This window comes from Bradyrhizobium sp. IC3195 (assembly GCF_020193585.1).
GTDB lineage: Bacteria > Pseudomonadota > Alphaproteobacteria > Rhizobiales > Xanthobacteraceae > Bradyrhizobium > Bradyrhizobium yuanmingense.
Genome location: NZ_JADYVG010000002.1, coordinates 102,668 through 122,486, shown reverse-complemented (window position 1 = coordinate 122,486; position 19,819 = coordinate 102,668). Strand labels below are relative to the sequence as shown.

The 19,819-nt window shown below is 65.5% G+C and carries 21 protein-coding genes and 1 pseudogene; 16 read left to right on the top strand and 6 right to left on the bottom strand.

What is annotated here, in order from left to right:
* The first annotated feature begins 87 nt into the window (after nucleotides 1–87).
* Both I6F09_RS04215 and I6F09_RS04210 read left to right on the top strand, forming a co-directional pair.
* Nucleotides 88–417, top strand: coding sequence for a four-helix bundle copper-binding protein (locus I6F09_RS04215; RefSeq protein ID WP_036013740.1), 330 nt, complete (start codon nucleotides 88–90; stop codon nucleotides 415–417).
* A 10-nt stretch (nucleotides 418–427) separates the two neighbouring features.
* Nucleotides 428–616 (top strand): hypothetical protein, encoded by a 189-nt coding sequence (locus I6F09_RS04210; RefSeq protein ID WP_225187516.1) that lies wholly within the window; start codon nucleotides 428–430, stop codon nucleotides 614–616.
* A gap of 22 nt (nucleotides 617–638) precedes the next feature.
* Here I6F09_RS04210 and I6F09_RS04205 read toward each other — a convergent pair whose 3' ends face one another.
* Nucleotides 639–896 carry a hypothetical protein gene (locus tag I6F09_RS04205; RefSeq protein WP_036013744.1) on the bottom strand — a complete coding sequence of 86 codons (258 nt, stop codon included), beginning with the start codon at nucleotides 894–896 and terminating at the stop codon, nucleotides 639–641.
* Nucleotides 897–1,181: 285 nt separating this feature from the next.
* On the opposite strand from I6F09_RS04205, the gene I6F09_RS04200 reads away from it, so the two are divergent.
* Complete coding sequence (locus I6F09_RS04200; RefSeq protein WP_036013747.1) at nucleotides 1,182–1,556, top strand: hypothetical protein; 375 nt, start codon at nucleotides 1,182–1,184, stop codon at nucleotides 1,554–1,556.
* A 104-nt stretch (nucleotides 1,557–1,660) separates the two neighbouring features.
* Here I6F09_RS04200 and I6F09_RS04195 read toward each other — a convergent pair whose 3' ends face one another.
* Together I6F09_RS04195 and I6F09_RS04190 are read right to left on the bottom strand one after the other, a co-directional pair.
* Nucleotides 1,661–3,001 carry a polysaccharide deacetylase family protein gene (locus tag I6F09_RS04195; protein WP_225187515.1) on the bottom strand — a complete coding sequence of 447 codons (1,341 nt, stop codon included), beginning with the start codon at nucleotides 2,999–3,001 and terminating at the stop codon, nucleotides 1,661–1,663.
* Nucleotides 3,002–3,158: 157 nt separating this feature from the next.
* Nucleotides 3,159–3,986: a polysaccharide deacetylase family protein gene (locus I6F09_RS04190; protein WP_225125055.1), complete on the bottom strand. Its 828-nt coding sequence runs from the start codon at nucleotides 3,984–3,986 to the stop codon at nucleotides 3,159–3,161.
* 83 nt (nucleotides 3,987–4,069) lie between these two features.
* On the opposite strand from I6F09_RS04190, the gene mgtE reads away from it, so the two are divergent.
* The 4 genes from mgtE to I6F09_RS04170 all read left to right on the top strand — a co-directional run bounded on the left by mgtE (nucleotide 4,070) and on the right by I6F09_RS04170 (nucleotide 7,854).
* Nucleotides 4,070–5,491 (top strand): magnesium transporter, encoded by a 1,422-nt coding sequence (mgtE, locus tag I6F09_RS04185; protein WP_036025625.1) that lies wholly within the window; start codon nucleotides 4,070–4,072, stop codon nucleotides 5,489–5,491.
* Nucleotides 5,492–5,667: 176 nt separating this feature from the next.
* The gene (locus I6F09_RS04180) at nucleotides 5,668–5,985 is read left to right on the top strand and encodes a helix-turn-helix domain-containing protein (protein WP_036013755.1); all 318 of its coding nucleotides are present in this window, start codon (nucleotides 5,668–5,670) and stop codon (nucleotides 5,983–5,985) included.
* A 161-nt stretch (nucleotides 5,986–6,146) separates the two neighbouring features.
* Entirely contained in the window at nucleotides 6,147–6,965 is an 819-nt protein-coding gene (locus tag I6F09_RS04175) for an aldo/keto reductase (protein WP_225187514.1), read from the top strand.
* A 49-nt stretch (nucleotides 6,966–7,014) separates the two neighbouring features.
* Nucleotides 7,015–7,854 (top strand): hypothetical protein, encoded by an 840-nt coding sequence (locus I6F09_RS04170; RefSeq protein WP_225187513.1) that lies wholly within the window; start codon nucleotides 7,015–7,017, stop codon nucleotides 7,852–7,854.
* A 944-nt stretch (nucleotides 7,855–8,798) separates the two neighbouring features.
* On the opposite strand, the pseudogene I6F09_RS04165 reads toward I6F09_RS04170, so the two are convergent.
* A pseudogene (locus I6F09_RS04165) lies at nucleotides 8,799–9,193 on the bottom strand (DUF599 domain-containing protein); the annotation flags it as partial.
* A 74-nt stretch (nucleotides 9,194–9,267) separates the two neighbouring features.
* On the opposite strand from I6F09_RS04165, the gene I6F09_RS04160 reads away from it, so the two are divergent.
* From I6F09_RS04160 to I6F09_RS04145, 4 genes are all read left to right on the top strand, one after another.
* Nucleotides 9,268–9,930, top strand: a complete 663-nt coding sequence (locus tag I6F09_RS04160) for a glutathione S-transferase family protein (protein WP_225125061.1) — start codon at nucleotides 9,268–9,270, stop codon at nucleotides 9,928–9,930.
* 275 nt (nucleotides 9,931–10,205) lie between these two features.
* Nucleotides 10,206–10,409, top strand: coding sequence for a hypothetical protein (locus I6F09_RS04155; protein WP_085969273.1), 204 nt, complete (start codon nucleotides 10,206–10,208; stop codon nucleotides 10,407–10,409).
* 157 nt (nucleotides 10,410–10,566) lie between these two features.
* Nucleotides 10,567–11,568, top strand: a complete 1,002-nt coding sequence (locus I6F09_RS04150; RefSeq protein ID WP_036025621.1) for a hypothetical protein — start codon at nucleotides 10,567–10,569, stop codon at nucleotides 11,566–11,568.
* A 42-nt stretch (nucleotides 11,569–11,610) separates the two neighbouring features.
* Entirely contained in the window at nucleotides 11,611–12,051 is a 441-nt protein-coding gene (locus tag I6F09_RS04145; protein ID WP_225187512.1) for a DUF1489 domain-containing protein, read from the top strand.
* On the opposite strand, the gene panC is transcribed toward I6F09_RS04145, so the two are convergent.
* Nucleotides 12,048–12,899, bottom strand: coding sequence for a pantoate--beta-alanine ligase (panC, locus tag I6F09_RS04140; protein ID WP_225187511.1), 852 nt, complete (start codon nucleotides 12,897–12,899; stop codon nucleotides 12,048–12,050). The genes I6F09_RS04145 and panC overlap by 4 nt on opposite strands.
* Before the next feature lie 281 nt (nucleotides 12,900–13,180).
* Between panC and I6F09_RS04135 the strand changes: the two genes are divergently transcribed.
* The 4 genes from I6F09_RS04135 to I6F09_RS04120 all read left to right on the top strand — a co-directional run bounded on the left by I6F09_RS04135 (nucleotide 13,181) and on the right by I6F09_RS04120 (nucleotide 16,999).
* Nucleotides 13,181–14,104 (top strand): division plane positioning ATPase MipZ, encoded by a 924-nt coding sequence (locus I6F09_RS04135; RefSeq protein WP_036015216.1) that lies wholly within the window; start codon nucleotides 13,181–13,183, stop codon nucleotides 14,102–14,104.
* Nucleotides 14,105–14,447: 343 nt separating this feature from the next.
* Nucleotides 14,448–15,308: an alpha/beta fold hydrolase gene (locus tag I6F09_RS04130; RefSeq protein ID WP_036015213.1), complete on the top strand. Its 861-nt coding sequence runs from the start codon at nucleotides 14,448–14,450 to the stop codon at nucleotides 15,306–15,308.
* 144 nt (nucleotides 15,309–15,452) lie between these two features.
* On the top strand, nucleotides 15,453–16,202 hold the full coding sequence (locus tag I6F09_RS04125) for a hypothetical protein (protein WP_036046568.1): 750 nt from the start codon (nucleotides 15,453–15,455) through the stop codon (nucleotides 16,200–16,202).
* A 71-nt stretch (nucleotides 16,203–16,273) separates the two neighbouring features.
* Nucleotides 16,274–16,999 carry a DnaJ domain-containing protein gene (locus I6F09_RS04120; protein ID WP_036015208.1) on the top strand — a complete coding sequence of 242 codons (726 nt, stop codon included), beginning with the start codon at nucleotides 16,274–16,276 and terminating at the stop codon, nucleotides 16,997–16,999.
* A gap of 232 nt (nucleotides 17,000–17,231) precedes the next feature.
* Here I6F09_RS04120 and I6F09_RS04115 read toward each other — a convergent pair whose 3' ends face one another.
* Nucleotides 17,232–19,082 (bottom strand): D-alanyl-D-alanine carboxypeptidase, encoded by a 1,851-nt coding sequence (locus I6F09_RS04115; RefSeq protein WP_225187510.1) that lies wholly within the window; start codon nucleotides 19,080–19,082, stop codon nucleotides 17,232–17,234.
* Nucleotides 19,083–19,468: 386 nt separating this feature from the next.
* Here I6F09_RS04115 and I6F09_RS04110 point away from each other — a divergent pair, with 386 nt between their 5' ends.
* Nucleotides 19,469–19,807, top strand: coding sequence for a phasin family protein (locus I6F09_RS04110; RefSeq protein WP_028135884.1), 339 nt, complete (start codon nucleotides 19,469–19,471; stop codon nucleotides 19,805–19,807).
* Nucleotides 19,808–19,819: the final 12 nt, after the last annotated feature.

The window sequence follows — 19,819 nt, the reverse complement described above, 5'->3', positions numbered from 1 at the left end:
TGAGCCTCACAATCGACTGGAACCGGGAACGAAGCGCGTTGCCCCGCTTTGGTCGAGCGGAGCGGGGCGCGCAACTGGAGACAACCGATGGCTCAATCCGAAGACATGACCCGCTGCATCGCGCTTTGCATGAGCTGCTACCAGACATGTCTCGGCACGGCGATGAACCATTGCCTCGAGACCGGCGGCAAGCATGTTGAGCCGAAACATTTCCGCCTGATGATGGCCTGCGCCGAGATCTGCCGGACCGCCGCGCACTTCATGCTGATCAACACGCCGCATCATAAGCACACCTGCGGTGAGTGCGCCGAAATCTGCACCGAATGTGCCGAGGATTGCGCCCGGATCGGCGGCATGGACGAATGCGTCGCGACGTGCCGCTCCTGCGCCCAATCCTGCCGCGCGATGGCGGCTTGAGGAGGTGCCCATGCTGGAAGAGAAACTCAAGGAAGCGATCGTCAGCGAATTGCAGCGTCAGGCTGCTGACCGGCCGCAATCGTTGAAGGTGCAGGGCGCGGGAGACGCAGCGGCCTCGGAGGAGCTGACGGTCAACGGCAAGATCGACCTCGGGGCGCTTGTCATGGTGATCGCAGGATCCATCGCCGGCGGGCCTTGAGCTCGATCGTCGACCGGCGGCCTCAGCCATACTCCTCGCCGATGCCGTATTCCCGGTAGATCTGCAGCGGGTCGAGCTCGGGAAACAGACGGCATTTGGCCTGCGCAAGATGCAGGCTCACCGCAGCCGGCTCCTTGCCGTTCGCGAGCAGCTTGCGGATGTCCTCCATATGCGCGTTCGGCTGGTGCTTCGGTTCGAGCTGCTCCAGCGCGACCAGGGCGGTCGCGAGTGCCTCGGTCAGAACCCAGTCGTCGTGGCCCGTGATTCCCTTCTTCGACATCGGAAGAACCCCACATCTGGTGGCGGTCACAGTTTACCGCGCCTTCGGCCAAATCGCCATTGAGCCGTTGCGGGCCGTTCGCGCGCGCGAGGCCATGGGCCATGCTCCGGCTTGCCTTATGGCCGCCTCAGGCTAAAAGGCGGCTAGTTGCGGGGGCGGCAGTATCTTTGTTGAAACAAACTTGGCGTAGACGGGCCGTATCCAGGCTCGCCGTTCCGGTCTGGGTCCCGATCCCGCACTTCGCAGCACCATAGGGTTGCGACCCCCTCAAGGTTTCGAGCCAGCATGGTTTTTCTCAGTTTCGTCTACCGCTTCCTCACCAATTTCGCCTTCATGGCGGTGGTCTATTTCAGCTTGAACTTCATGGAAAAGTATCCGAACCGGGCGATCCTGGCGATCCTGGTGCTGGTCTATGCCGCCATGCGCGCGGCCTCGACGCTGCGGGCGTTCTACTTCTTCCAGAAGATCGAGAAGCTGGAGGCCGAGACCAAGCGCCTTCAGGCTCCGATCAACGACGGTTCGGGCAGCACCACCGCGCGCAAGCAGGTGATCACCGACGTCGCGCGGCTGCGGCGCGACGGCGAGCTCAAGTCCTACATGGACCTGTTCTTCCTGGCGCTGATCGTGCTGCTCTGCGTCGCCGCCATCATGCGGCAATAGCAGCTAAAGCATGATCCGGAAAAGTGCGAAGCGGTTTTCCGAAAAGATCATGCATAAACAACAACCTAAAGCGCGATGATGATTCATCCTAATCTCATCGCGCTTTAGGCGCGTTTTTTCAGGCTGGCGACGCGGGTCGGACGGGGCGGCACGCCCTTGGAGGCCGCGCCATTGGCCGCGGCGCTCTTCGCTGCGGTACTCTTGGGTACGATGTCGACGGGCTGCGCGGCGTGATCCGCTGCAGCCGGCGCCGCCTGGGCGGTACGCCGCCCATGCAGCTTGGCTGTCTTGCCCTTCGCGCCTCTGCCCTGTGCTGCCTTGTCCTTGGCCGGATGCGGCCTCTCGGCCGCCATGGCGAGCCGGGTCGCGGCGCGCCGCGATGAGGTCGTCGACATCAGCACCTCGACCGAGCCTTCCGGAATCGCGAACAGATCGCGACCCGGGACGGGCAGGGTGGATGCGAGGTCGATCTGGCCCTTGCTCCGGCGCGGCAGCAGCGACTGATGCTCGCCCTGCACATTGAGGTTCGCGAGCGCAGGCGCCGGCAGCGTCCTGGTCTGCGTGAACACGAAATGCGGCACGCGCGGCCAGCGCGCGATCGGCGTCGTCTCGGATGGCGGATGCATCAGCCATTCGACCGGCGTGGTCGGCGTCGCCGGCCGCTCGGCCGTGGCGGGCACCACATGCACGATGCGATAGCCGCGCGCCTTGAGGTCGCGGATGATCTTGGGCAGCGCCGCCACCGTGCGGGCCTGAATGTCGTGCAGCAGCAGGATGCCCTTGCCCTTGGCCTCCAGCCGCTGGATCGCGAGCTGGTAGACGCGGTCGGACGAGACGTGCCGCCAATCGTCGGCCGGGAAGTCGGCGCTCCAGACCTGGAGGCCGCGCGCAATCAGATGGTTCTCGATGCCCTCGGCGCGCATCAGCCCGGGAATGCGGAAGAACGGGGCGAGCTGCGACGGATCGGTCATCGCGGCCGCGGTCCATTCGATGCCGCCATTGATCTCCGCCTCGGCCTTCTCGATCGGCATCCGGTCGAAGGTCAGCGGATGGTCCATGCTGTGCGTGCCGACGGTATGGCCCGCCGCGACCAGCTTGCGCACGCCTTCCGGATTGGCCTTGGCCTGGTTGCCGACGATGAAGAAGGTCGCCTTGATGCATTCGTCGGCCAGGATCTTGAGCACCTGGTTGGAATATTTCGGGATCGGACCGTCGTCGAAGGTCAGGACGACCTCATGGTCCTTCAGCGGCAGCGTCTCGCGGTACTGCATGGTGCCGATCAGCGGATGTTCGCGCGGATCGACAACGAGGGTGCGGGAGGTGCCGAGGGCGTCGGGGTGGCCGGGACACTCGGCTGCGAGCGCGGCCGGCGAACCGGCGGTGAGCATTCCCAGACAGAGGACGATCCACGATCGCGTCCGCAAAACAACGCTACTTCCGATCATGAACCTCGTCTGCCCCCATGCAATTTGGCGCCCTAGATAGGTCGGAGATGGCTCAAAACGGTTCAGCCGCAGCCGCTCTCATCTTCACGGGGTAGCATGAACAGAGTGTTAATTGGCCCCAAATCACCCCATTTTGCCCGGGCGTGACATTCCGGCATCAGCGCGTATCGGCGCTCTTCTGTGATGTGCCCGCCGGGACGATGTGGACCACCCGATAGTCGTTCTCCCTCAGATACCGTAGAAACGCCGGCATCATTGCGGCCGTGCGCGCCTTGTTGTCGTGGAAGAGGATGATGCCCTTTCCGCTCGCGGCGAGACGCTCGGTGACGAGCTTCAATTGCTGCTCCGGCGTCAACTCCTCCCAGTCGCTGGCCCATAAATCGGCCCCGAACACAATGATGCCGCGCGACTGGAGCAGGTCGAGCTGCGCTTGGGTCGACTCGAAATAGGGAAAGCGGAAGAACGGCGTCGAGGGTGTCGTCGTCGAGACTCCGTGTAGCGCCATTTCGTCTGCGGCAATGCCCCGATCGATGTCGGCCATGGCCTTCTCGAACGGAATACGCCCCATGAACGGATGCGAGTAGGAGTGATGCCCGACGGTGTGGCCCTCGCGGGCGATGCGCTTGACCATGTCCGGGTGCTCGGAGGCGTGCTGGCCGATCAGGAAAAAGGTCGCGCGCACGCATTCCTGTGCCAGCGCCGCCAGCACTTTCGACGTCGTCGGCGGGTTCGGCCCGTCGTCGAAGGTCAGCACGACCTCGCGATCGGCCAGCGGCAGCGTCTGCGGAAAGCTCTTCAGGCCCACGCGCGGATAGGTCTTGGGATCGACGCTGAGGACGCGCGAGGTGCCGAGCGCGTCCTTGCGCGGGCACTCGGCGGCCTCCGTCTCGGCGGCGCCGATGACGGTCGCGGCATTGCCGATGACGGTTGCGACAAGCGCGCCCGCCATGGTCGAGGTCCACCTTAGTCGCAGCATCTTTGCCATTGCGCTCGGCTTTGCCTTGTGGGTATTGCCTGAAGCCTCAGCTCACACCACCGGTTCCAACCTGTCAAACGGCGAGGCGCGCCATGGATGAACATCTGGACGTTGCCCCATCGGCTGCGGATTCGGTACTCGACCACGTGCCGATGCGCAATGAAGACGGCGATATCAGGCACGAATTCGTCGAGGAGGTCGCCCGTGCGATCGAGGCCGGGGACAGCGCGGCGCTGCGTGCCTGCGTCGCGGAGCTGCACGAGGCCGATCTCGGCGATCTGATCGGCGCCCTCGAGCCCGACGACCGCGTCCGCCTGGTCGAGCTTACCGGCCGCGATTTCGATTTCTCGGCGCTGAACGAGGTCGATGAGACCGTCCGCGAGGAGATCCTCGAGGAGCTGCCGCCGGAGACGGTCGCCGAGGGCGTCCGCGAGCTCGAATCCGACGATGCGGTCGAGCTCTTGGAAACCCTCGGTGCCGAGGAGCAGGAAGAGATCCTGGAGAAGCTGCCACTCAAGGAGCGCGTCGCGCTCGAGCGCAGCCTGCTGTACCCGGAGAACTCCGCCGGCCGCCGCATGCAGACCGAGTTCATCGCCGTGCCCCAGGATTTCACGGTCGGCCAGGCGATCGACTACATGCGCGAGACGCCGGATCTGCCCGACCGCTTCTACGAGATCTACGTCGTCGACAAGGAACAGCACTGGCAGGGCGCGGTGCCGCTCGACGTGCTCCTGCGCACGCGCCGGCCGGTGGCGCTGACCGAACTCACCGACGAGGACCGCCGCCGCGTCTCCGTCCTGGAGGACCAGGAAGAGGTGGCGCGCATGTTCGGCAAATACAATCTCGTCGCCGCGCCCGTGCTCGACACCCAGGATCGCCTCGTCGGCGTCATCACCGTCGACGACGTCGTCGACGTCATCGAGGAGGAGGCGGACGAGGACCTCAAGGCGCTCGGCGGTGTCACCAGCGACGAAGAGCTGTCGGACACGTTCCTCACCATCGCCCGCGGCCGCTTCAACTGGCTGCTGGTGAACCTCGCCACCGCGTTCCTGGCGTCCTCCGTGCTCGGCCTGTTCGAGGGCCAGCTGGAGAAGATGGTCGCGCTCGCGGTGCTGGCGCCGATCGTGGCGAGCCAGGGCGGCAATGCCGCGACCCAGACCATGACGGTGGCGGTGCGGGCGCTGGCGACGCGCGAGCTCGGTTCCTCCAACGCCTGGCGCGTGGTGATGCGCGAGGCCCTGGTGGGCCTCGTCAACGGCCTCGCCTTCGCCGTGATCACCGGCATCGCCGCGGTGGCCTGGTTCAAGATCCCGGGCCTCGGCATCGTCATCGGGCTCGCCATCGTCTGCAACCTCGTGGCCGGCGCGCTCGGCGGCATCCTGATCCCGATGGCGCTGGATCGCGTGCGGGCCGACCCGGCGGTGGCGTCGGGCACGTTCGTGACCACCGTGACCGACGTCGTCGGCTTCTTCTCCTTCCTCGGGATTGCGACGCTCTGGTTTGGGTTGAAGTAGGTCTCACCCCATCGTCATTCCGGGGCGCGCCACTTGGCGCGAACCCGGAATCCATTTGTCCGCGTCGACGCTGCACAATGGATTCCGGGCTCGCGCTTCGCGCGCCCCGGAATGACGACAACCGTCTTTAATCCGACTTTAAGCGACCTGCCGCATCATCGCCTTTGCTTGGGGGAATGGGCATGCGGTTGCGGCTGAAGGCGGACGGACGGATCGTCGAATTGCGGAATGGGCAGGAATTTCCGGTCCAGCCGCTTTCGGTTCAGCCGACGGCCAATGCGGCGCCGTCTGACACCGGCCCGCTCGCGGTGCGCGATCTGCGCCGGCGCGCCTGCCTGACCCAGATGGAGTTCGCCGCCAGGCTCGGCGTACCCGTCGAGACCATCCGCAACTGGGAGCAGGGCAAACGCGCCCCGCGCGGCCCGGCCCGCGCACTGCTCACGGTGATCGCGCATGCCCCCGACACGGTGTTCCAGGCGCTCGCCAAGACCTGACGCCAAGACCTGACGCCAAGACCTGACGCCAAGACCTGACGCACAACCTCCCGTTAGGCCTGCATCGAATATCCCGCCTGGCTGCCGCGGCTTCCGTTGGCAGTATCATCGACCGGGTCCATAATGACGTCTGGGGCTGTCGCAACGGAAGAGGATTCCTCATGCTGTTCGTCGAGGCCAATGGCGCAAGGATTCCGGCGATCGGTCTCGGGACCTGGGAGCTGAGCGGAAGGCCGGCCGCGCGCGTGGTCGAGCAGGCGTTACGGCTCGGCTATCGCCATATCGACACCGCGCAGGTCTACGACAATGAGCGCGAGGTCGGCGACGGCTTGCGCGCCTCCGGCGTGCGCCGCGACGACGTATTCCTCACCACCAAGGTCTGGACCAACCATTTCGCACCCCATGATCTCGAACGCTCGGTGAAGGAGAGCCTCGCTCGCCTGCGGCTTCCCTCGGTCGATCTGTTGTTGCTGCACTGGCCCAATCCTCATGTGCCGCTCGCGGAGACGCTGGGCGCGCTGTCGCATGTAAAGACGATGGGCCTGACCCGCCACATCGGCGTTTCCAATTTCACCGTGGCACTGATCGAGCAGGCGGTCGCGCTGTCGGCGGAGCCGCTGGTCTGCAACCAGGTCGAGTATCACCCCTATCTCGATCAGGCGAAGGTACGGGCGGCCTGCGACCAGCATGGCCTTGCCCTCGTCGCCTACAGCCCGATCGCCAAGGGCCGCATCAAGTCCGACCAGACACTGGCCGAGATCGGTCGCGTCCACCGCAAGACGGCGGCGCAGGTCTGCCTGCGCTGGCTGGTGCAGCAGAATGTCGCTGCGATCCCGCGCACCTCGCGCATCGAGCGCCTGTCGGAGAACATCGAGATCTTCGATTTCGAGCTGTCGGAAAACGAGATGGACCGGATCGCCGCGCTCGCCAATCCGAAGGGACGCCTGACCGACTTTGGCTTCGCCCCGAAATGGGATTGAGAGGGACCCGGGGTATGCTAGGACCGCGGCGGCAACCCAAGATCGGTCGATGGAACTGGGGAAGATCATACGGACGGACATTGCCGCCTCGGCAATCGCCCATCTGACGCTGGTGGCGCTGATCATCGTGATCAGCGAGGTCCGTCCGTTTCATAGCCAGCCGCCCGAAACCGTCGCGGTCGACATCGTCACGCCGGAGCAGGTGAAGCAGGAGGAAACCAAGGCCGAGGAGAAGAAGGAAGAGGCGAAGCCGCCAGAGCCGCTCCCCGATCTGAAGCTGCCGAAGCCGGATATCACCGACAAGGCGGAGGCATCGAAGCCTGCGGCCAGGCCGCAGGCGGCAGCACCATCACCGTCACAGCAGGCCTCGCCCGAGCCGCAGCAGAAGCAGCCGCAGGCCTCGAAGCAGCGTGAGGCCAACGCGCCGCCGCCGCCGCAGGCCGCGCCGCCGCCGGCCTATCAGACGCCGCAACCGGACGTCACCATCAAGTACGGGGTCATGCTGGGCTTGCCGCCCGAATTGCCGGTCGAGCCGAAAGGCGCCAAGGACGACGGCGGGGATGCCAACGATTCAATCGCTGCGAAGCTTCCGCCCGAGGTCATCGCGGAGCTTCGCCGTCACTTGCGCGGCTGCGCCAAGCTGCCGCCCGGCGTCGCACCGACCGACAACGTTCATGTCAAGCTGCGCACCGTGTTCGCCACCGACGGCACGCTGGTGCGCGAGCCCATCCTGATCGAGGCGCCGCCGTCCGCCAAGGGCGTGGCCATCGTCAAGTCCGCAACGAGCGCGCTGCAGAACTGCCAACCCTACAAGATGTTGCCGGCCAATCTGTACGGGGAATGGAAGGTGCTGGATCTGCCGTTCAGCCCGAAGGATTTCGGCGGATAGCGCGTCGTGGTGTAGTCGTGTAGCCCGGATGAGCAAAGCGTAATCCGGGGCTGCTCGCCCGGCAGCTCGAATTGTCCCGGATTACGCTCGCGCTCCATCCGGGCTACGAGAGCAGGGTGTTTCGCTTCTCTGTCAACCTGCCCGCTCTAAAATATTCCACTTTACCGAAATTCGGAAATGGCGTATGTATCGCCCATCCCGGCTCAATCTCGAGGGGCGATCATGAGGTCGTCATTGTCGCGAGCCGGGCTTGCGGTGGACGCGGCAGCGTCGTGTACGAGAGCTGAGGGCAGGGCGGATTGCTCTCCGTGAGCCCGAGGCTTCGTACGGACGAGCGGCGCCGTCAGGTTCGTCGCGCCGGCATTTCGATGGCAACGTGCACAACGCCGTCGAACCCTGCGGCGCCAACGAACCGCGCGTACGGCAAAACCGTGTGGTCCTGGCCGTCGTTGCTACGGCCAAGCTCTGGCGAATGCGGCCCTCGCGTCAACCGGCGCGGTGCCGGCGACTTTCGCGGGAGTGAGGGAGGCCAGAGGGAACTCGGCTCCCGGGAGAGCGCGGCATAAGCCGTCCGACCATCGCGCAGGGAAGGCCGTGTGTTGGGCTTCACCTGTATGCTGCTGTGCGGTTCTTCCTGCGTGTGCTCTAGCGCAGCGGACCGCGGGTGCCGCCGGCACCCGGCCTTCCCTGCGCCCTCTTGCATCTGAGGGCGGCGAGACGAAGCAAAGCTCGGGCGAAGCAGCCGCGAGATCGCGAAGGCATGTCTGTGATCCGATCTCGTGCCCCGGACGCAGCGCAGCGTCCCCCCGGCGATGCGAAGCATCGTCCGGTTCGACGATGCGCTGCAGAGCAGGGGCCCATGCCTCCGAGCAATCCGTGTGGCGCTGGGTCCCGGCTCTGCGCCGCAACGCTTCACGCGTTGCAGCTTGTCCGGGACACGTGGCTCAATGCCCTCGCTTCATCCCCTCACCACCATCCACCGCCCCGGTGCCATCGCGGCCCAGGCGCTGGACGCGAACTGCCGCCGCCAGGTCACGACCACGACCGCTGCCGTGGTCACGAACAGCACCCAGGGGCTGACGAACCAGCCGAGATAGCCGAGCGCGAAGAAGAAGGCACGCTGGCCGCGGTTGAAGTGGCGGCCGGCGGATTCGAACAGGCGCGAGGTGCGGATGACGTGGGCTTCGGCCTCGGGGGTGTCGCGCTGTGAGGCCGGCGGCATACCGCCGAACAGGATCGCGACATAGTTGAACAGGCGATAGGCCCAGGCGAATTTGAAGAAGGCGTAGACGCAAATCAGCACGAGGCCGACGCATTTCAGCTCCCACAAAGCGGGCGAGCAACGATTGATTGGCGGCAGGCGATGGCGCTAAAAGCGGCTGCAACTGCAGGACTCAACGAAGGACCAGTGACATGGCTGCGCTGAAACTCGCGATCGGCAACAAGAACTACTCGTCATGGTCGATGCGGCCCTGGCTCGCGCTCCGCGCCAACGACATCCCGTTCGTGGAGACGCTGATCCCGCTCTACACCGACGATCCCGCCGACAAGGCGCAGATCCTGTCCTTCAGCCGCGCCGGCAAGGTGCCCGTGCTGGTCGACGGCGACGTCACCGTGTGGGATTCGCTTGCCATCATCGAGTACGTCGCCGAGCGCTATCCGGAAGCGAAGCTCTGGCCTGACGACGTCGCCGCGCGCGCGCATGCCAGGTCGGTATGCGCCGAAATGCATTCCGGCTTTGTGGCGCTGCGCAACGAATGCGGCATGAACCTGCATCGGCCGATCCGCGCCGTGGCGCTGTCGGCGGATGCCAAGGCGAACATCGCGCGCATCGAGGAGATCTGGCGCGAGTGCCGCACCCGCTATGGCGCACAGGGACCGTTCCTGTTCGGCCGCTTCGGTGCGGCGGACGCCATGTATGCCCCCGTCGTGCACCGCTTCCGCACCTACGCGATCGAGGTGGCGCCGGACACCAGGGCCTACATGGGGACCATGATGGCGCTGCCGGCGTTCCAGGAATGGACCCGGGATGGACTGGCCGAAACGCTCGTCATCGCCAAGTTCGAGGACGCCTGAGCGGCAGTCCGACCGGCGCCGGCCGGAGGCGGGGACGCCAGCCGATCGGGAGGAGGGTGCGACAGGCCTGCGACAGGTCGGCGGAATAAGCAGCTCCGCCGGTACCATCGCCCCACCGGCTGTCCCGTTATCATCCTGAAATAACTGCAAAAATTGTGCGCGGGCCATGCCGGCATGGCGCTGGCCAAAAGCATCGGACGCGTGCTATACAGCCGCCCGGGTTTCCGGCCGGCCCTCGCAGTGGGACACTGGGCGAGGCGGGCGCTGTTTGAGTAATGGAGAGGGTGTTGAAGCACAAATTCCCCGTGGGAACGCGCGTCCTATTCACGGCCAGCAATGTCGCGCGTCCGGCTGCGAGCGGCGCGTATGAGGTCATCCGTCTGCTCCCGACCGAAGGCGACGACTGCCAGTATCGGATCAAAAGCTCGACCGAAGCCTTCGAGCGCGTCGCCAAGGAAAGCCAGCTCGCGCTCTCCTGAAGGCCGACGCCGTCAGTGCATAGGCGCCTCCCGGGAATTGTACTTTGCCGCCGTCAAAAAGGCCCGCTTCACCTTCACAAGGGTGGGCGGGGGCAGTTGCCGACTCGCGGTGCTCGCTTGACCATCCGCTCTTTGCTCGCGTGAGGGGACGTCGCGCATGAACTGGGCATGGGCCACTTCGCTCGACCAAATCTGGCTCTCGCCGGCCTTCCCGATTTGGATGACGCTGGCGGCTGCCGGATTCTTCGGATTGATTCTGCTGATCACGCTGTTGCGCGCCGACAGATCGGTCGCGAACGGCGCGCTGACCGTCATTACCCTGCTATCCATCGCGATCGCCGGCGCAGCCACGGTGCGTCTCTATGGACCGGACGCGCCGTCCGCTCCGGCCGAGGCGCGCGCGCAAGCTGTGGTGAGCGCGAGTCTGCCTGCGCTGTCCTGTCTCGACGATCTCGCCGGCGATGCCGTTGGCGCCGGCTGCGAGAAGGCGCTGTTCGGCGCGCCTGACGCTGCGGCCGCGGCGGTCTCCTACACCGCCGCCAGGATCGACCGCCTGACCGCGCTCGGCGATGTCGCCACGGCGGAGAAGAGCCTGACCCTCGACATGAAGGTGCTGCGCAAGTCGCTCGAGCGGGATCGTTACGGTCTCGTTGCACATGTGCTGGTGGCGCGTGACGGCTGCACGCAGTTCGATTGCGCCGCGTTCCGCTCGCTGACCGACCAGCAGCAGGTTGCCGCCAACATGGACTCCCATCTCTACGAGACCCTGGTCGCGCGCTATGCGCCGACCTGGAACGCGCCCGCAGCAGCCGCAGCGGCGATGCCCGCCAACGCCGCGCTCGCCGGGCTGCCGCCGTCAATGCCGACGGGCAGGCCGACCAATGCCGAGTTCCCGAGCGCGTCCTCGACGCCGCCGGTGAGCATCATGAATCCGGAGCCCACGGCGGCGACGCGCCAGGCCGCGCCGGCCGCAAATGCGGCGGCAGCACCGCGTGCGCCGGCCGCGGCCTCCGCACAGGCCGCAGCGCCTCCGGCATCGAGCCCGCCGGCTGCGAAGAAGCCGCCGCCCCAAAAGGCTGCGCGTGCGCCTGCGGCGCCGGTTCCGCTCGCGCCGCCGCCGGCCTCGACCGCCGCTCCCGCGCCTGCGGATAACGAGTAGATCGGCATTCCAAATGCTGGGTTGCCCGGCTAATGCTTGGGCATGCCACTCCATCTGATCAAGCTCGCCGTCGGCTGCGACTCCGTCAAGGAATTGAAGGAGTGGGTGGCCGAACGGATGCAGACCGCCAAGAAGAAGGGTCTGCCGCAACATCACATCCACATCACCCGCATGGTGCCCAAGCGCGACGCCGAGATCCTCGCCGGCGGCTCGCTCTACTGGGTGATCAAGGGCGAGATCGCCGCGCGCGAAAAGATCATCGGCATCGAGCCGTTCCGCGACAAGGACGGCGTCGGGCGCTGCCGGATCGTGATGCAGCCGAAAGTGATCTCGGTCTCGCCGCGGCCGATGCGCCCGTTCCAGGGCTGGCGCTATCTGACCGACGATTCCGTGCCGGCCGATCTCGGCAAGTCAGCGGCCGGCTCGATTGCGGCGATGCCGGAGCCGATGCGGCGCGAGCTGCGTGACCTCGGACTGCTCTAAACAGCCATATTGTCGATCAGCCGGGTGGTGCCGAGCTTGGCTGCGACCAGGATCCGCAAGGGGCCGTCCTTGCGCGAGGTGACCGGTGCCAGCGTCTCGGCATGGCGGACCTCGTAATAGTCGAGCACCAAGCCGGCCGCCTTGACCATGTCCGCACCGCCGGCCATCGCCGGCGCGATCGAATCGCCGGCACGGATGCGCCCGGCGCTCTCTCTCATGGCGTGGTAGAGGACAATGGCGGTCTGGCGCTCCTCGGGCGAGAGGTAGACGTTGCGCGAGGACATCGCGAGTCCGTCGCGCTCGCGCACGGTGCGGGAGCCGATCACCTTGACACCGAGGTCGAGGTCGCGCGTCATCTGCGTCACCACGCGCAATTGCTGGAAATCCTTTTCGCCGAAGATCGCGACATCCGGCCGGACTTGCGTGAACAGCTTGCCGACGACCGTGGCGACACCGCCGAAGAAGTGCGGGCGGAAGCGGTCCTCGAGGCCGGCGAGCGCCGGCCCCTCCGGCGCGATGCGGGTGGCAAACCCCTCCGGATACATGGCCGCGACGCCCGGGTGCCAGACGATATCGACGTCCTCGGCCGCGAGCTTGGCGATGTCGGCCTTCCAGGTGCGCGGATAGGCGCCGAAATCTTCGGTCGGAGCGAACTGGGTCGGGTTGACGAAGATCGACACCACGACGCGGCTGGCGCGCCGCTTGGCGAGGCGAACCAGCGACACATGCCCGTCATGGAGGGCCCCCATGGTCGGGACCAGTGCGATCGTGGCCTTTCGCTTGCGGAGATTGTCGACGGCGCGTCGCAGGGCGGGGACCGTGCGGGCGATCAATGGGCTTGCTGACATCGGGACTCGACGATTGGGAAGCGGCGCAGGTGCGGGCGTCGCGCCCGGCGGCTAACCTTAACAAGCGGAGATCGTGGACGCCATGCATCCGGATGCGGCACAGCATCCCGCGCAAGGCGGCGTAGAACGTCGCGACATTGTGGGCTGGATCACAGACGAAAGACGGCGCCGCGACACATCGTGAGAACGGCGCGTTGCAATTTGCATTTCCTGTTACGCATTTCACTTGACCGCTGACGCGGTCAACTCGAAGATATTCGCAAGGGGTGTTGAGGATCGCCATGCTTGTGCAGGCTAGCCAAGGCCAATCCGGCTCGGCGCACGTGGTCGTGCTCGGCAACGAGAAGGGCGGCTCCGGCAAATCGACCACGGCCTTGCACATCGCCGTTGCACTTCTGAAGGCCGGCCAGCGCGTCGCCACCATCGACCTCGATTGTCGCCAGCAGAGCTTCACGCGCTACATCGGCAACCGGTCCGCCTGGGCGCAACGTACCAAGCTCGACCTCGAGCTGCCGGTGCATCGCTGCATCAAGCTCGGCGAGACCATGCAGATTGCCGAGAACGAGAATTCCGAGTTCCAGCAGTTCATGGAAGCCGTCTCCGCGGTCGAGAGCAGCTTCGACTTCATCGTCATCGATACGCCCGGCACCGACAGCTATCTGATGCGGCTCGCGCATTCGATGGCCGACACCCTGGTCACGCCGATCAACGACAGCTTCCTCGATTTCGACGTGCTCGGCACCGTCGATCCCGCGACTTACGCAGTGACGGGCGAGAGCCACTACGCCGAGATGGTGCGTGACGTCAGGCGCAAGCGACGCCAGCTCGACGGCGCAACCACAGACTGGATCGTCGTGCGCAACCGCCTTTCCATGCTCGGCTCGCGCAACAAGCAGCTCGTCGCCGAGGGCCTGAAGGATCTGTCGCTGCGGCTCGGCTTCCGCTACGTCGACGGCTTCGCCGAGCGCGTCGTGTACCGCGAATTCTTCCCACGCGGCCTGACCGCCCTGGACGATATCGACGAGGCCACGCTCGGCATGCGGCCCAATCTCGGCCATCTCACTGCGCGGGAGGAGGTGACGAGCCTGCTCCGCCAGCTCAAGCTCCCGCTCGACGAGCGCGGCCGCCGCCGCGCGGCTAACCGGGCCGAGTGGTTCAGCCAGGTCGACAAGCCGCTCGAGGTCCACGATATCCTCGGCGCCTGACCTCGCGGTATAGCGCTACTCCCGGCCGATCCGGGCCTTCGGCTGGCGCGGGAACCGGGACTGCGCCGCGCGCGTTTTCACCCTGCATTTACCGCGAGTCGAACCCGATCAAGACCGGTTGCGTCGAATAGGGACCTGCACCCTCACGTAGCGGTATGAGAATGGGGTGCTCACCGAACGAGTGCAACGCACAATGAAAGGGCTGCCGATTCACAACATTTAGCCTTCCTGTCACGCTGCTGTGACATATATTAGGGAATAGGCGACAAGGGGACGAAGAGCCCCGGAGAACACGATTTTCAACAGGGATTCAGGCCGCTTAGGCCTGAGGCTGAGGACGAAAATGAAGCGTGGAATTGCCGTTCTGGTTTCGGTCAGTGCCCTCTGCGGCATCGCCTATTTCACGGCGAGCAAGTGGGCGATCAAGCACGAGACCATCACATTCTACGATGCCTCGCGCGATAACCGTCCGGTGCCTGTTTCCATCGCGGTGCGCCGCGACAAGGAAATGCAGGCCAATGCCGGCATGATCAAGCTGCCCGTCGCGGTGATCAATCACGGCAACACCGTCAAGAACACCGAATACGGCTTCCTCGCCAACATCTTCGCTGCGCGCGGCTACATGGTCATGAGCCCGCAGCACGATCTGCCGACTGATCCTCCGATGGTCACCAAGCCCGGCGAGCTCTATGTCGGCCGGCTGCCGCAGATCCTGCGCGGCGTCGCCAACATCCATCTCGCCGTGCACGAGATGAAGAAGGTTCAGCCCAACGCCGATTACGACAAGGTTACGATGGTCGGCCATTCCATGGGCGGCGACATCACCATGTACTTCGCCAAGCAGTATCCGGATGAGGTCAAGAAGGTCGTCACCCTCGACAATCTGCGCGTGCCCTTCGTTACCGCGGGCAAGTTCAAGATCCTGTCGTTCCGCTCCCAGGATCCGCAGTTCAAGGCCGACGCCGGCGTGATTCCAACCGACGAGGAATGCGAGCAGGCAGGCATTCAGGTCGTGAAGACCGAGTTCCAGCACAACGACATGCGCGATACCGGTCCGGATGTGGCGAAAAGCTCGATCCAGAGCATGCTCGACAAGTTCCTGAGCGCGACCGACAGCGAGATCGCACCGGTCGACACGCAGTCCGCCCCGCCCAAGATCCTGGAGCCGGGCCCGGTCGCCCTGATGGCTCCTGCCAAGAGCTGACGTCCAAGAGCTTACCGAGCTGACGTCGTCGCAAGGCTGCACCAATCGTCGAAGCCTCCGCCGGCGCCCGCCCGCGGAGGCTTTGCGCATTGACCGGGCCGCATGCGCTGGCCACATTAGCTGCTGACGCAAGGTGTAGCTGCGATGTCGGGTGAACCCATCAAACCGCGCGGCCGCGATGCCGTCTCGGCGCGAGCAGACGGCGTGCTGCCGCAAGCGCAAACCTCGACCTCGGAAGACATCGCCGCGTTCGTTGCCAAGGCGCGGACCCTCTCGCCGCATGCCCCGGGCGCAAGGGGGCGGCTGATCTTCGCGCTGGATGCGACCATGAGCCGGCAGCCGACCTGGGACATGGCCTGCGCGCTCCAGGCCGACATGTTTCGCGAGACCGCAGCGCTCGGCAGTCTCGACATCCGGCTGGTCTACTATCGCGGCCTCAACGAGTGCCGCGCCACGGCTTGGATTTCCGACAGCGCCAGGCTGGCGACGCTGATGAGCAAGATCGATTGCCGCGGCGGCGATACCCAGATCGGCAAGGTCCTGAGCGAGGCCAGGCGCGAGGCAGTCGCATCCGGCGTGCGGGCCGTGGTCTTCGTCGGCGATGCCATGGAGGAAGACATCGACGAGCTCTGCGCCAAGGCCGGCGAGCTCGGCATGCTCAAGGTGCCCGTATTCGTCTTTCAGGAGGGCCATGACGCGGTCGCCGAACAGGCCTTCCGCGAGATGGCGCGGCTGACTGGCGGTGCCTGGTGCCGGTTCGATCCCGGTGCGGCAGCGCAGCTGCGCGAGCTGTTGCGGGCAGCTGCGGCCTATGCCGCGGGTGGACGTGAGGCGCTGTTGAAGCTGGCTGGAAGCGTGAGTGGCGCGGCGAAGCTGATCAGCCAGATGAAATAGCAGCCCGGCCGGTGCGGCTTGCGGCGCTGGGGCGCCATGCTTTTTGACAACAGCACGACTATATTCCGGCCATGACCCTGATCGCCGGCGCTGTCGCCGTTATCACGCTGTACCTGCTGCTCCAGATGTTCCGCTCCGCCAATCCAGCGGTGCTGGCGCGCACCCTCAAGTTCGGCGGCGGCGTGCTGGCGCTGGTGGTTGCGGCCTTCACCGGCTTGCGCGGCGAGCTGGCGGTTGCGATCCCGCTCGGAATTTTCGGCGCGGGCCTGCTCGGCTGGACACCACTCGCGAATGCCGGCTTCGGCAATGTCGGCGGGCTGTTCGGCGGCGGTGCGACGCGCCCGTCCGGGCAGGCCTCGCGGGTGCGCTCGCAATTCCTGGACATGCGGCTCGACCACGATTCCGGCCAGCTTTCTGGCCAGATCGTTGCGGGGCCTCATGCCGGGCGCAATCTCGACGAATTCGATCTCGCCGGCTTGCTCGCGATGGTCTCGACGTTCGACGCCGAGAGCGTGGCCCTACTTGAAAGCTATCTGGACCGCCGGTTTCCCGCTTGGCGTCAGAACGCGCAGGGCGATACGGCAGGGCGGCAGCGCCGCACGGCGGCGAGCAGCAAAATGACGGCGGAGGAAGCCTATCAGATCCTTGGCTTGCAGCCGGGAGCGGGGCGCGACGACATCAGCCGGGCCCACAAGTCCCTGATGAAGAAACTCCATCCCGACCAGGGGGGCTCGACGTATCTCGCTGCCCGGGTAAACGAGGCCAAGGATACTCTGCTTCGCACGCATAACGGCTAACTCCGGCACCAACGCTACAAACGCCCGTACCGCGTGAGCTCCGTTTGCTCTGTCTGCCGTCGCCCGCCCTTGTCGGCGTGGTCGATCCCCTTGAGCAAAGTTTTAACCGTAAATCCTTGACGAGAGGTTGTCGTGGAACAGCCTTGTCCGGAACAGCCTGCGCATCACCGCCTCACCAAAACGAAAATGCCCGCGCAAGGCGCGGGCATTTGGTCTGGAGCGGAGAAGAAAATCAGTTGCGAACGGTGATGCAGGAGATCTCGGCACGTTTCAAGGTGCGGCAGACGGCTTCGGCCTGATCGCGCTCGAGCCCGGCGAAGCGGGCGCGGTAAAGCTTGCGATTATCCTTGGCGACGACGGGCTCGGTGAACGGGTCCGCCTTGCTGAGCAGGCCGCGGGCCGAGTTGCGGGCCGCGTCGATGCGCTGCTGAGCTTCGTTCTCGCTCTCGAGCGCACCGACCTGGACGATCCAGCCGCTGTGGATGACGGCGGGCTTGGTGGTGGCGCTCATCTGGATCGGCTGCGGCGCCGGGTCGGCCGAGGCGAGCTTGGGTGCGGCGGGAGCCGGTGCGGCGGGGGTTGCGGCCGGCAGCACGCCAAGGATGCCGTTGCCGGTACCGAAGCCCGCCGGCTGCCGCGGCAGTTCGGTGCGGGCCATCTCGGCCTTCGGCACTTCGGGCTGGCTCACCGCCTCCGGCTTGTTGATGAGATCTGCCCTGGCGACGACGGCACCGGAGGTTTCCGCGACGTCGGAGCGGTGCGGGACGGTGCTGGTGACCGGCGGCGCAACGACATGGACACCACCCTGGGCCGGAGCTGCAGAGGCGACCTTCACGGCGCCGGCCTTGACCTGAACGGTCTTGACCCGAACCGGCTTCATCGGCTCGGACGAGCCGGGGATGATGGAGAGCGGCTGGCTCGAGATTACGCCATTGGTGAGCGGCGCCGGCTCCACCTTGGACTCCGTCGGCCGAGCCTCGGGTTTGGAGTGAGCGGGCGGCATCGCCGCAGTCGCTGCGGCCAGCGTCGACAGACGCGCGGCGAGGCGCGACGGGGCGGCTTCGGGAGCGGGGGCCGCCGCTGCCTGGACCGGCAGGACGGGCCGTGCCGGCGTATCCGAGGCATCGGCGACATCGGTGTTGGCTTCAGCGACGTTGCGCTCCGTGACCGCGGCGACGGTGCGGACGGTCGCACCCTTTTCGATGTTCTCGGCGAGCAGGTTGCGCATGATGGCGTCGCGCGATCCACCGCTGCGGCCGCCGAGCACCACGCCGATCAGGTGGCGGTTGCCGCGGCGGATCGAGCTGACGAGGTTGAAGCCGGAGGCGCGGGTGTAGCCCGTCTTGATGCCGTCCACGCCTTCGACGCTGCCGAGCAGGCGATTGTGGTTGCGGATCGACTGTCCGCGCCAGTTGAACGTCGAGGTCGCGAAATAGCGATAATAGCGGGGGAAGCGCTCCTGAATGGCGCGACCCAGCGTGGCCTGGTCGCGCGCGGTCGTGACCTGCTCGTCGTTGGGCAGGCCGTTGGCATTGCGGTAGACCGTCCTGGACATGCCGAGCGAACGCGCCTTGCGCGTCATCATCCGGGCGAAGTCGTCCTCGTCACCGGCGATCGCTTCCGCAATCACCACGGATGCGTCGTTGGCCGAACGGGTGACTAGGCCCTTGATCGCGTCCTCGACGCGAATGGTCTGGCCGGCACGCAGATTCAGCTTGGTCGGATCCTGGTCGGCGGCGTGCTTGGACACCGGCATTTCGGTGTCGAGCTTCATCTTGCCGGATTCGAGGCGCTCGAACAGCAGATAGAGCGTCATGATCTTGGTCAGCGAGGCCGGGTGGCGGATCGCGTCAGGGCTCGTCGCCTGGAGCACTGCGCCGGAATTGCCGTCGATGATGATGGACGCGAATTTCGAGCTGGAGCTCTCGGACACGTCGTGCTGCACCCGGTGGTGCGCATAATGTCGACGATGGCGCCGCGCCTCGGCTGCGTCGGTGGTGAAGATGACTGCGGTGGTGACCGTAAGAAGCCCGAAAACGCCAACCCGCGCCCAGCGCGAGGCAGACAAGTTTTTACGAAGCATGGAACCCCGTCCCCGTTTCTGACTTGATCACCGGCTCGTGAGGCGAAATTGTGCCCGACGGACCCGAGATCATTACCTGCTCAGGCTGTCCCTCCGCTGGTGTTGACCGCGGGGGACGTTGGACCCGAGCCGCTGTTCTGGCTAAGGTGATGTTCTCAAACGGCTTTTGGCCGCTCGCGGAAGTGACCACGTCCAGGGAATCAAGGTAGGGCGGCCCGGTTTCCAAAAGCTTAAGGAACCCTTGCGGGAAACCCCGGGAATCTCTGCGATTTGCGCCGGATTTGTGCGACGCACAAGATTCTTGACTTTTTTGTGCGTTGCACTAATTTTGGGCGGAGTCAGGGAGCCGGGGCTTCCCGACGCGAGCCAGGGAAAAGGATTCCGAAATGTTCAAGGTTGAAGACTTCCAGAGCTACGGGAAAGAGCAGTTCGAGCAGTGCGTTGCCTCCGCGACCTCAGTGCAGCACGGCCTCCAGGCGATCGCCAGCGCCTATGGCGACTACACGAAGAAGTCGTTCGAAGACACCAAGTCGTTCGTCGAGAAGCTTTCCGGCGTGAAGTCGCTGGACAAGGCGATGGAAGCGCAGACCGATTTTGCCCGTTCCGCCTACGAAACCTTCGTCGCGGAATCGCAGAAGATCGCCGGCCTCTACAGCGACCTCGCCAAGCAGGCGTTCAAGCCGGTCGAGACCATCGTGTCGAAGTTCACCCCGGCCGCTCAGTAACGTCTCGAGACA